Source organism: Streptomyces sp. NPDC050703 (assembly GCF_040654435.1).
GTDB lineage: Bacteria > Actinomycetota > Actinomycetes > Streptomycetales > Streptomycetaceae > Streptomyces.
Genome location: NZ_JBFAHX010000071.1, coordinates 15,031 through 27,106 on the forward strand (window position 1 = coordinate 15,031; position 12,076 = coordinate 27,106).

Annotated in this window: 6 protein-coding genes and 2 pseudogenes; 4 read left to right on the top strand and 4 right to left on the bottom strand. The window is 72.6% G+C overall.

Annotated elements, in window-relative coordinates:
• A pseudogene (locus AB0I16_RS34770) lies at positions 1-563 on the bottom strand (hypothetical protein); the annotation flags it as partial.
• Between the two features lie 64 nt (positions 564-627).
• Here AB0I16_RS34770 and AB0I16_RS34775 point away from each other — a divergent pair.
• Positions 628-3,093, top strand: a pseudogene (locus AB0I16_RS34775) (AAA family ATPase); the annotation flags it as partial.
• Positions 3,094-3,116: 23 nt separating this feature from the next.
• Here the strand turns inward: AB0I16_RS34775 and AB0I16_RS34780 are convergent.
• A complete protein-coding gene (locus AB0I16_RS34780) occupies positions 3,117-4,826 on the bottom strand; it encodes a sigma-70 family RNA polymerase sigma factor (protein WP_363253677.1) in 1,710 nt (569 codons plus the stop codon).
• Positions 4,827-5,343: 517 nt separating this feature from the next.
• The gene (locus AB0I16_RS34785) at positions 5,344-6,117 is read right to left on the bottom strand and encodes a helix-turn-helix domain-containing protein (RefSeq protein WP_363253672.1); all 774 of its coding nucleotides are present in this window, start codon (positions 6,115-6,117) and stop codon (positions 5,344-5,346) included.
• A gap of 373 nt (positions 6,118-6,490) precedes the next feature.
• On the opposite strand from AB0I16_RS34785, the gene AB0I16_RS34790 reads away from it, so the two are divergent.
• Together AB0I16_RS34790 and AB0I16_RS34795 are read left to right on the top strand one after the other, a co-directional pair.
• Positions 6,491-7,885, top strand: coding sequence for an NAD(P)/FAD-dependent oxidoreductase (locus AB0I16_RS34790; protein WP_363253673.1), 1,395 nt, complete (start codon positions 6,491-6,493; stop codon positions 7,883-7,885).
• 195 nt (positions 7,886-8,080) lie between these two features.
• Complete coding sequence (locus AB0I16_RS34795) at positions 8,081-9,754, top strand: SpoIIE family protein phosphatase (protein ID WP_363253674.1); 1,674 nt, start codon at positions 8,081-8,083, stop codon at positions 9,752-9,754.
• Positions 9,755-9,773: 19 nt separating this feature from the next.
• On the opposite strand, the gene AB0I16_RS34800 is transcribed toward AB0I16_RS34795, so the two are convergent.
• A complete protein-coding gene (locus tag AB0I16_RS34800) occupies positions 9,774-11,060 on the bottom strand; it encodes an MFS transporter (protein WP_363253675.1) in 1,287 nt (428 codons plus the stop codon).
• Positions 11,061-11,196: 136 nt separating this feature from the next.
• Here AB0I16_RS34800 and AB0I16_RS34805 point away from each other — a divergent pair, with 136 nt between their 5' ends.
• Positions 11,197-11,745 carry a MarR family transcriptional regulator gene (locus AB0I16_RS34805; protein WP_062782505.1) on the top strand — a complete coding sequence of 183 codons (549 nt, stop codon included), beginning with the start codon at positions 11,197-11,199 and terminating at the stop codon, positions 11,743-11,745.
• The last annotated feature ends 331 nt before the right edge of the window (positions 11,746-12,076 follow it).

The window sequence follows — 12,076 nt, forward strand, 5'->3', positions numbered from 1 at the left end:
GGGGGTGCCGGAAGGGCTGGGTCCGCCGAGTTGGCTGGGGGTGCCGGAAGGGCTGGGTCCGCCGAGTCGGCCGGGGGCGCTGGAAGGGCCGGGCCCGGCGAGTCAGCCAGGGGCGCCGAAACAGCCAGGCCGTCCGCAACAGCCCGGCCTCCCGAGGCGTCCGGCTCCGCCGAATCGACCGGGATCACCGAATCGGTCGGGTCCACCGAATCGGCCGGGATCACCGAATCGGCCGGCTCCGCCGAATCGGTCGGGTCCGCCGAATCGGTCGGGATCACCGAATCGGCCGGCTCCGCCGAATCGGCCGGCTCCGCCGAATCGGCCGGGGCCACCGAATCGGCCGGGATCACCGAATCGGTCGGGCCGACCCAACCGGTGAGGCGGCCCGAAGCCGCAGTGCCTCCAAGAACCACCGCGCCCGCCGCGCCCGCCGGGCCCCCCGTGTCCGCCGCGCCCGCCGCGCCCGCCGGGCCTTCCGTGTCCGCCGAGCCCGCCGTGTCCGCCGAGCCCGCGCCCCCCGAGCCCACCGCGCCCCCCAAACCCACCGCGCCCGTCGAGCCCACCGAACCCTCGCCCCGCCACCCCACCGGCTCCGCGACGCCCGACCGTCTCGCGCGACCCGAGCGGAAGGGGAACATCCGTAACCGTTTGACCTCTTTCGTCGGGCGGGAACCCGAGCTGGAAGCCATCCGTTCGGACATACACAGAGCACGCCTCGTCACCCTCACCGGACCCGGCGGCTCCGGCAAGACCCGCCTCGCCGAGGAAGCCGCCGCCGGGCATCCGCAGGCATGGCTGGTCGAGTTGGCCCCGCTCGACCGGCCGGAGGCGGTGCCAGGCGCTGTCGTCAGCGCGCTCGGTCTGCGCGAGACCGTGCTGATGACCAGCGAGCTGTCCGCCCCGCAGGACGACCCCCTCGCCCTGCTCGTCGAGTACTGCGCGTCCCGCGCCCTGCTCCTGATCCTTGACAATTGTGAACATGTGATCGACGCCGCCGCCGAGCTGGCCGAGACCCTCCTCACGCACTGCCCCGACCTCACGGTCCTGGCCACCAGCCGGGAGCCGCTGGGCGTGCCGGGAGAGTCCGTGCGCCCGGTCGAGCCGCTCCCGCCCGACCCCGCGCACCGCCTCTTCGCCGAGCGGGCCACGGCGGTGCGGCCCGGTTTCGACGCGGCGGAGTCGGCCGCGGCCGTCGCGGAGATCTGCCGGCGCCTCGACGGCCTGCCCCTGGCCATCGAGCTGGCCGCCGCCCGGCTGCGGCTGCTCACCCCGCGGCAGATCGCCGACCGTCTCGACGACCGCTTCCGGCTCCTGACCAGCGGTGCCCGCACGGTCCTGCCCCGCCAGCAGACCCTGTGGGCGGTCGTCGACTGGTCGTGGGACCTGCTCGACGACGCCGAGCGCACGGTGCTGCGCGAGGTGTCCGTCTTCGCGGGGAGCTGGGACCTGTCCGCCGCCGAAGCGGTCTGCACGGGACCGGCCACCGATCTCATCGGAGCCCTCGTCGACAAGTCCCTGATCGTGACCGTCACGGACGGGGACGAGCAGAACGGCAGCATGCGCTACCGCCTCCTGGAGACCATCCACGAGTACGCGAGCGCGCGCGCCGCCGAGACCCCCGACCTGCTCGCGGGAGCGGGGAGGCGCCACAGCGCGTACTTCCGCGCGCTGGTCGAGCGGGCCGAGCCCCTGCTCCGCTCCGCCGAGCAACTGCCCTGGATCAGCCGCCTGGAGACCGAGCTCGACAACATCCGGGCGGCCATCCACCACTCCCTCCAGACCCGTGACCTGCCGACGGCCATCGCGCTCGCCCTGAACACGGGCTGGTTCTGGTGGCTGCGCAACTTCCGCAGGGAGGGCCTCCAATGGCTGGAGCGCGTCCTGGATCTGGCTCCGCGACCGCTGTCGGCCGGCGCAGCGGCCCTGCCGGACGAGGACGACCCGCTCTACTGGCCGTGGATGAAGCTCCGGCTGCTCCATCTCTTCCTGGTGGCCGAGTCCAGGTCCCCGGACGCGGGCCGGCCGGACGACGCCCGCACCGCGTACGTCGAGGGGGTGCGGGACGCCTTCAAGCGGTCGGGCCCCCAGGCGGCCACGTTCCCCGGCCTGATCTGGGCGTTCTCGATCCACTTCACCGGCGGCTCACTGGAGGACACGCGCCCCGCCGTCGACGCGACGGTCGAGAACTGCCGTCGGTTCGGGGGCGACTGGGAGCTCTGCCTCATCCTGATGTTCCGCGTGCACATGGCCATCGACATGAACGGCAACTTCTCCGGCGTCGACGAGGACCTCGCCGAGCTGGCGACGCTGAGCGGCCGGGTGGGCGACCGGTGGATGCACGCCCAGGTCAGCAGCGCCGTGGGCGAGGCCTCGATGGCCCGCAGCGACCACGCGCTGGCCCGCGCGGCCTACGGGGAAGCGCTGAGCCTGGCCCACGAGGTCGGGGCGTACGCGGAGACGTCCTTCCTCCTGGCCCGGCTCGGCGAGATCGCCTACCGCGAGGGTGACAGGGCCGGGGCCCTCAAGACGCTCGACGAGGCGAGCACCGAGGCCGAGCGGCACGGTGTGACGGAGACCCGGGCGTTCGTGTGGATGCTGCGCTCGCTGCTGGCGCTCGACGACGGTGACACGGCCACGGCACGCGAGATGTGCGCCAGGGTGCGGGACGAACTGCGGTACGGGACACCGCCCGCGCAGTTCAAGGCGGCTCTGCGCGGGGTGGAGGCGCGGCTCATCGCCGCCGAGTCGGGTCCCGCGGCGGGCCTCGTGGAACTGGCGGAGGCGCTGCGCGAGGCCGTGGAGGGGCAGTGCTCCGAGATGATCGTCGCCTCGCTGGTGGACCGGGGCGCCGTACTCGTGGGCGAACTGGGCGACCACACGGGGGCCGTCCGCCTGCTCGCGGTCGGCACTCGGCTGAGGGGCGGGCGCCCGCGACCGCTCCCCGACTCGGCCGCGGCCGAGAGCGTCGTCTCGGCCGCCACGGCCGCGCTCGGCACCGGGCGGTACGAGACGGCGAGCGCCGCGGGCGGCACCCTGACGATGGCCGACGTGTACGAGGAGCTACGGGCCGCGGCACACCCGGCCGGGGACTGAACCCCACCGAGGCCGGGCACGGCTCAGCCGTCGCAGCTCAGCCGTGACCGGGCCCAGTCGGCGAGGGCCACCGTGTCGAAGCGCGTGTGGGGTTCGACGACCAGGCGGATCGTCTCGCGGCCGGTGATGTCCACGTGCGCGGGCGCCGCCGGATCTCCGCCCCTCAGCAGCGGCGACCGCCACAGGCGCGTCCCGTCCGCGTACACGGAGAAGCGGAGTCGGCCGATGCCCAGCGTCATGTCGTCGACGCCGACCACCGCGTCGTACGTCGAGCAGCTTCGGTTCAGGTCGATCGTCACGGAGGACTCGCCGTGCACGGTGACGCCGTGCGGGTACCGCGTGCCCGCGACCGAGAGGCCCTGGCGCTGCCACACCCAGCTGCTGTCGGCGAGGCGCATCTCGGGGCCGGTGCCGTCGCCGGCGACGTCGTACCGCAGAGTGCTCCACTGGTAGACCCGCGGGGCCGAGGGAGGGGACGGAGTCGGCTTCGGCTTCGGTTTCGGCTTGGAGGGCGTGGGCTCGGGCTCGACCTCCGGCTCGGACTCGGACTCGGACGGCTTCGGCTCGGGCGTCTCCTTGACCGGCGGCTTCGGCTCGGGTGCCGGAGCGGGCGGCGCGGGCGCGCGGGACGGTTTCGGCGGGGCCGAGGGCGGGGCGGACTCCGGCCGGGGCGCCGAGGACGGCGGCTTCTGCGGCACGATCGACTCGGAGACCGCGGGCCCGTCGGCCTTGGGCGGCGGGGCGTCCTTCGGCTTGCCGTCCCCACCGGAGAGGGCGATCGCCGCGGCGACCGCGGCGGCCACCACGACGCCGACCGCGATGCCGGCCTTCACCGGGGCGCCGAGCCCCTCGGCGGCTGCCCCGCCCGCGGCTGCCCCGCCGGAGGAGCCGCCCACGGCGGCGCTCGCCGCACCGGCGCCCGCGCTCGCCGCGGCACCGCCGCCGACGAGTGCGGCCACCTTCGCGTAACCGGCGGCGCCGAACCAGCCGATGACCGCGATCGGCACGACCGCGGGGATGCCGCCGGCGATGTCCTTGATCTGGCCCGCGGCCAGGCGGCACTCCGCGCACTCCGCCAGGTGCTCGCGCAGGCCGCGCTCGGCGCGGGAGCGCAGGCCGCCGCGGGCGTAGGCGCCGAGCCGGTCGGCGTAGCGGGCGCACTCCTCGCTCCTGGTGAGCGTGGCGCTGACGTGTGCCTGCAGATAAGCCTGTTTCAGTCCCTCGCGGGCGCGGCTCGCGAGCACGCGCGTGCCGTTCGCGTCGAGGCCGAAGAGCGTGGCGACCTCACTCGGCGACTCGTCCTCGACCTCCGTGTGCCAGAGCACGGCCTGCCAGCGCTCGGGCAGGCTCAGGAAGGCCCGCATCGCCATGGACTGCTCGGCCTCGTGCAGCGCGCGGACGTCGGCGCCCAGTTCCAGGGTGTCGTCGTCGGAGATCTCCTGGCTCCGCGCGGCCTGTGCGGCGAAGACAGCGAAGTCCTCGACGAGCTGCTCACGCCGGGCCGACTTCGTCCAGCCGGCGGCGACACGCCTGACGGTGGTCAGGAGATAGGCGCGCACGGCGTGCTCGGGCCCGCTGCCGCCGCGTACGGCCTGGAGCATGCGGGCGAAGACCTCCGCGGTGAGGTCGTCCGCGGTGTGGGCGTCGCGGCAGCAGGTGCGGGCGTAGCGCCGGACCGCCTCGGCGTGCCTGCGGTACAGCTCCTCGTACGCGAGGTCGTCGCCCGCCCGCATCCGCGTGACGAGGTCGGCGTCTGCCGAGGCCCCGCCGGTGCCGCCGGTGCCGGGCAAGCGGGTGTCCGCGCCGCTCGCGCGCTGCGCGGGCACGCTGGGGCCGGGCGGTACTTCCTCCGCGGGCCTGGGGGGCCCGGAAGGCCCGCCGGCGGCGGCCGTGCCGCCGGAGCCGCTCGAAGGCGGCACCCGCCGTGGCGGTGGGCCGTCGCAATCCGTGCCACCGCTCGCGGATATCGCCTCCGCGACGGATTCGGCGGACCCGTCGGACGGCTCGTCCCGACCGTCAGTTCCGTCAGTACTCATCGCGGAACGCCCCCGTCCGCACACTCTGTCCCGACCACCGGGAAACAGTGGCACACGGCCGCGCTCATGTCGGTGGCGCCGACAGGCAACCACTCGTCCGAGGTGAGTTACCGCAACCGAGCACTACTCGTCACTCGTTCGGGGAAGGTTCAACCGCTGGAGGTTTCTCCAGCGGTTGAACCCTCCGCCGAACCGAGCGCGTCGCGGCCGTGCGTCACACGGGCCGCGACCGGAGTCCTTCGAGCAGGATGTCGAGCAGCCGAGACGAGGCGGCGGCCTGCTGGGCGGCGTCCGGCAGCGAGGGCGCCGCGGTCGCTATCACCAGCAGGACGTCCGAGACGGTGACGTCCGCACGCAGCTCACCCGCTTCGCGGGCCCGCTCGACGAGACGGCCGACGACGTCGAGGAGCGTCGCCGCCCCGGCATCGTCACCCGCACCCAGGGAGGCGGACTCCTCCGCGGGCGCCTGGCGCTGTTCCACGAGGCGCAGCTCGGGCGAGCCGGGGGACGCCTGCCGCTGCTGCGGCACCCGTGCCCCGTCCTCGGGCGCGGCGTCCTCGACGCCCACCCGCAGCACCTGGGGCGGCAGCAGCCGCCCCGCTCCCGAGGCCACGGACGTCCGCAGGAAGCGCGACAGCGCCGACCACGGCTCGTCCTCCTGCCCGAGCGCCGCACGCGCCTGGTCCGTCAGCCGGGAGGTCTCCTCCTCGGCTATGCGCCGGACCAGGACGTCCTTGCTCGGGAAGCGCCGGTAGACGGTGCCGACACCGACCCGCGCGCGGCGCGCCACGTCTTCCATCGGCGCGCCGTAGCCCAGCTCGCCGAAGACCTCGCGCGCCGCACGAAGTACATGTTCGAGATTGCGCTGTGCGTCGACACGCAGCGGTGTCGTGCGCGCTCCTTCCCCCATGTCGCGTCCGTTTCCGCCCGGGCCGACGGCTGAGGTCGACGCGGCAGCGGAAGTCCAGTGAGTCTCCTGAATGTGCATACACGTTCCCCCGGTAATGACGTCTCCCCCCGGAGACACTCCCCGCCATTGACAACCGGCGTGTGAGAAGTGAACCCTTCCGCGGGCCCGAAACTCGGCCCGACGAGCGCATCCCCCCGACACCCCGACGTCCCACGAACATAGTTGAGCCGGAGTCAATTCAGAAGAGGTGGGTTCCGCACGGTGCGCCCCCCGATCGGAGTACGCACCGTTTCAGGCCTTATTGCACCCCGGGCCTCTCCCCCCTCCACCCCGGATGACCTGCGTGTCTTCCGCCCGTCCCGGCAGCACCCCGAACACCCGCCGCGCGCCGCCTCCGGTCACACAATTCGCCGGGCCTGTGGACAAACTCCGGACCCGGGTGCGTCATGGGATGGTGAAGGCTGCGATCTCCCGGGGGACGACCCCCGGCACCCCGGACCGTGTGCGCGTTCTCGTCGTCGGCGGTGGTTACGTCGGCATGTACACCGCACTCCGCCTCCAGCAGAAGCTGAAGGCGGAGCTCAAGCGGGGTGAGGCCGAGATCGTGGTGATCACCCCCGATCCGTACATGACCTATCAGCCGTTCCTGCCCGAGGCGGCGGCCGGCTCCATCTCACCGAGACACGTCGTCGTCCCGCTCCGCCGCGTCCTCGACAAGTGCCGCGTCGTCATCGGCGAGGTCGTGTCCGTGAACCACGCCAAGCGCACCGCGACCTTCTCCACGCTCGCCACCGAGGAGGAGGGCGCGGGGCCCGTCGACATCGCGTACGACGAACTGGTCATGGCGCCCGGCTCCATCGCGCGCACCCTGCCGATCCCCGGACTGGCCGATCACGCCATCGGCTTCAAGACCGTCGAAGAGGCCATCGGGCTGCGCAACCACGTCATCGAGCAGATGGACATCGCCTCCTCCACCCGCGACCCCGCCCTCCGCGACGCGGCCCTGACCTTCGTGTTCGTGGGCGGCGGCTACGCGGGCGTCGAAGCGCTCGCCGAGCTGGAGGACATGGCGCGCTACGCCTCGCGGTACTACCACAACATCAAGCCCCACGACATGAAGTGGATTCTCGTCGAGGCCATGGGGCGCATCCTGCCCGAGGTGGGCGCTCAGATGGGCAAGTACACCGTCGGCGAGCTGCGGCGACGCAATATCGACGTACGCCTGGAGACACGGCTCGAATCGTGCGAGGACCGTGTCGCCGTTCTGAGTGACGGCTCGCGCTTCCCCACCCGCACCGTCGTGTGGACCGCGGGCGTCAAGCCGCATCCGGTGCTCGCCGCCTCCGACCTGCCGCTGAACGAACGCGGTCGGCTGAAGTGCACCCCGGAGCTGACCGTCGAGGGGACCACGCACGCGTGGGGCGCGGGAGACGCGGCCGCGGTCCCCGACGTCACCGCCGAGGAAGCCGGCAAGGAGTGCGCCCCCAACGCACAGCACGCCGTACGCCAGGCCAGGGTCCTCGGCGACAACATCGTGGCGTCCCTGCACGAGCGGCCGCTCAAGAGGTACACGCACGCGTACGTCGGCTCGGTGGCCTCCCTGGGACTGCACAAAGGTGTCGCGCACGTCTACGGACGCAAGCTGAAGGGCTACCCTGCCTGGTTCATGCACCGCGTCTACCACCTGAGCAGAGTGCCGACCTTCAACCGCAAGTCCCGTGTGCTCGCAGAATGGACCCTGTCCGGGCTGTTCAAGCGCGAGATCGTCTCCCTGGGCTCGCTCGAACACCCCCGTGCGGAATTCGAACTCGCGGCCGGTCACAAGCCCCCGAAGGAGTCCTCCTGACCGGAGTCAGGAACTCCCCGCACGCACCCGGCGTCTGACGGATACCGGCCGGGCCCGGCGGATGCCGGACCGGACGGTCAGACTGTCCGTGTGACCATGGTCCGGCCGCGAGGCCGGCCCTTGGCCACTCGCCCTCGCACGCTGTGTTTTCGATCCCGAAGCCGATCCAGAAGCGACACCACGAGGCCTAACGCAGTGAACTTCACGCGCTGGAGCGCCCGGCTCCCCGGAACGCAGCGCCGCGCGGCGGCGCGGACCGAGCAGACGGTCCCCGCGGCACCGCGCGGGGACGGCTCCGTCCCCGCAGCCCGCGCCGAGCGGCTCTCCGACAACGCCCGCGCCACCACCCCCGTCGACGGCGTCGACGCCCTGCCGGTCCGCGAGGTGCTCGACCGCGTCCCGGCCCTCGTCGCCCTCGTGCACGGCGCGGACCACCGCGTCGCCTACGTCAACGACTCCTACGCGACCGCCTTCGGGCCCCGCCCGCTCGGCGAGCCCGCGCGCGAGGCACTGCCGGAACTGGCGGAGCTGGGGCTCTTCCCCCTGCTCGACCAGGTCCTGCGCAGCGCGAAGCCACGGACCGTCAAGTCCCGCAAGGCGCCGAGCGGCCGTTCGTACACGTTCACGTGCACCCCGGTGACGCTGCCCGTCGGCGGGCCCGCCGACGGGGCGGGGCAGGGCGGCGGCGTCCTGGTCTTCGCCGCCGACGTCACCGACCACGCCGAGGCCGCCGAGCGCCTGCGTGCCAGCGAGCGCGCCCAGCGCGAGACGGCCGTCACCCTCCAGAAGTCACTCCTGCCCCAGGAACTGGAGCAGCCCGACGACCTGCGCATCGCGGCCACGTACCAGCCGGGCGGCACCGAGGCAGCGGTCGGCGGCGACTGGTACGACGTGATCACCCTCGGCGGCGGACGCACCGCCCTCGTCATCGGCGACGTCATGGGCCGCGGAGTGCGCGCGGCGGCCGTCATGGGCCAGCTCCGCACCGCCGTGCGGGCATACGCTCGCCTCGACCTGCCCCCGCACGAGGTCCTGCAGCTCCTCGACGGCCTCGCCTCCGAGATCGATGCCATGCAGATCGCCACGTGTGTCTACGCGGTGCACGACCCGAACGAAGGAAGCCTCTCCTACGCGTCCGCGGGGCACCTCCCCATCCTCGTCCGCGACGAGAACGGCGTGATCCACCGCGCCGAGGAGCCCACGGGCCCGCCGCTCGGCACCGGCGGCTGGCAGCACACATCGGGGTCCGTGCCGCTCGGGCCCGGTTCGACCGCCGTCCTCTACACCGACGGCCTGGTGGAGCGGCGCGGCGAGGACATCGACGAGGGAGTGGCGTCCCTGGAGCGCGCCCTCGCCGGCGCCACCGGCACGCCCCAGGTGGTGTGCGACCGGCTGATCCGCGCCCTCGGCGTGGCGGCCGACCACGACGACGACGTGGCCGTCCTCGTCCTCCAGCACCCCGCCCGCGCCGGCTCCGACGCAGAGCTGTTCCGCAACGCCACCCTGGAGCTCCTCGGCGGGATCGAAGCGGCGCCACGCGCGCGTGCCTTCGCCACGGGTGTCCTCGCGAGCTGGCGCTTCGCCCCGGACCTGCACGACCTCGGGGTCCTCGCGGCCAGCGAACTGGTCGCGAACTCACTCCAGCACGGCACCCCGCCGATGCGGCTGCGGCTGCGCCGCACCGACCGCCGCCTGATCATCGAGGTGACCGACGGCGACGAGCACCTGCCGCGCCGCCGCCGCGCCGAACCGGCCGACGAGGCGGGACGCGGCATCGCCATCGTCGCCACGATCGCGTCGAACTGGGGCTCGCGCCGCACCCCTGGCGGCGGCAAGGCCGTCTGGTGCGAGTTCGCGCTGCCCAAGTAGCGCGCTCCGGTGCGGTCTCCTAAGCGTTGGCCGCCGCGGCGGGCTCGGTGGCCGGACCGCCCTGCGCCACCACCGGGCTCTTGGCCAGCGAGGGCTGGTTCTGCACCGGGGTGAGCTGCCGCCCCAGACGCACCGCGAGCACCGTGATGCCCAGCGAGAACAGCACGAACGTCACGATGTACGGGACGTGCAGCGCGGCGCCCATCGGGCCGCCCACGGCCGGGCCGACCGCGAGGGCCAGCTGCTTCACCAGGGCGAACGCCGAGTTGTACTGCCCGACCATGCCGCCCGGCGCCAGATCGGCGACCAGCGGCGCGACGGTCGGCGACAGCATCGCCTCACCGAGCCCGAACAGCGCGTACGTCGAGATGAACGCGGCCGTGGCCATCGCCTGGCTGCCGTGGCCGACGCCCGCGTACCCCGCGAGGAGCCAGGCGAAGGCCCAGATCAGACCCACGGCGGCGATCACCCGGGACCGCTTGCGCCGCTCGACGAACTTCAGGACGGCGAACTGCGCGACGACGATCATCGCCGTGTTGGCGGCCAGCGCGATGCCCAGCGTCGAGGCCGAGATGCCCGCGGCCTCCACGCCGTACGCCGAGAGGCCCGACTCGAACTGCCCGTAGCAGGCGAAGAAGATCACGAAGCCGAGCACACAGAGCTGCACCATGGCCTTGTGCCGCAGGAGCGCGCGCATGCCGCCGCGCGGCGCGGACGCGTCCTTGGGCATGGCGTCCTGGATGGCCGGCGCGTGCGGAAGGCGCACGGTCAGGGCGATCGCCGCCAGCACCAGGAACATCACGGACTCGATGGAGAAAAGCAGCAGGAAGCTGCCGGGGCGGCTCTCGTCGACGATCTGGCCGCCGATGAGGCCACCGATGCCGAGGCCGAGGTTCTGCAGGAAGAACTGCATCGCGAAGGAGCGCGTACGCGTGGCGGGCGTCGACGACCAGACGATCATCGTCGCCAGCGCCGGCTGCATCACCGCGGTGCCCGCGCCGAGCAGGGCCGCGGCGAGGATCGCCGTCGGCTCGCTGTTCGCGAGGCCCAGCGCGACCGCGCCCACGGACGCCACGACCGCCGCGCCCACGAGCACCGGGAGGGGGCCGCGACGGTCGATGACGCGGCCGGTGACGGGCAGGACGATCAGAGCGGCCATGGCGAACGCGGCGAGCACGATGCCCGCCGTACTGGCTCCCAGATCCCGCACCTGCGCCACGTAGACGTAGAGGAACGGGACCGTGAAACCGATGCCGAACGCGCTCAGCGCGCTGCCTGCCTGGATTCGACGCATCGCTGCGCCCATCGCCCTGGTCACTTTCACCTGCCTTGGGAGTCCGTGGTGAAGCCTTAGAGATGAAGACTTCGAAGCTAAAGTTCAGACCTAAACTGTACACACTGAAGCACTTCAACGCCAAGTGAGCCCGTGCCATACTCGGCCCATGGGTGACACCCCCGGCCCAAGTGAGCCGACACTTGAAGAACAGATCGCCGCGTACCAGCGGGAGTTCCAGGACCTGGATCCCCAGGTCGAGGAGATCGTCTCGGCCCTCGGCCGCCTGAACCGCCGCATGAACGTCGCCTACGGCCGCCAGACCGCGACTCTCGGGATCAGCAACGCCGAGTGGGAGGTGCTCAAGGCCCTCGTCCTCTCCGGTGCTCCGTACCAAATGGGTCCGGGCGAGCTGGCCAAGCGGCTCGGCCTCACGCCGGCCGCCATGACGCACCGGATCGACCGCATGGTGGCGGAGGGCTTGGTCACCCGGGACCGCGACGAGAGCAACCGCGTCCGCGTGATCGTGGAGCTGACCGCGGAGGGCCGCGAGAAGTGGCTGGAGGCGATGCGTCTCGCCACGGTCTTCGAGGAGGACCTGCTCCAGGACCTCTCCCAGGAGGAGCGCGGCGCCCTGGGCGAGGTGCTGACCCGGCTCCTGCGCCGCGTGGAGGACGCCCAGCCGGACGCCGGCGGCCGCCTCAACGACCTGGACTGAGCACCCGTTTGACGCTCCGACCGGAGGGCAGTTGGGTGGGTTGACAGCCACCCGCTCGATCCGTAGAGTTCTTCGGGTTGCCACGGAGCCGTAACGGTTCTGCGACAGCGACACCCCGCCGCGGGTAGCGGCAAAACAAACTCTGCACGACCTCCCAACGGAACGCATTCGGCATGCCCGAATTCAATTCCACGGCTCGATTATGAGTCGCCGGGAAAACCCGCTAGAGTTTGAGACGTCGGAACGGCCCAACAGCCGCGAAGACAACTCCCGCTGACTGGGAATCAGGCCCGAAAGGATCTGATAGAGTCGGAACCGCCGGAAAGGGAAA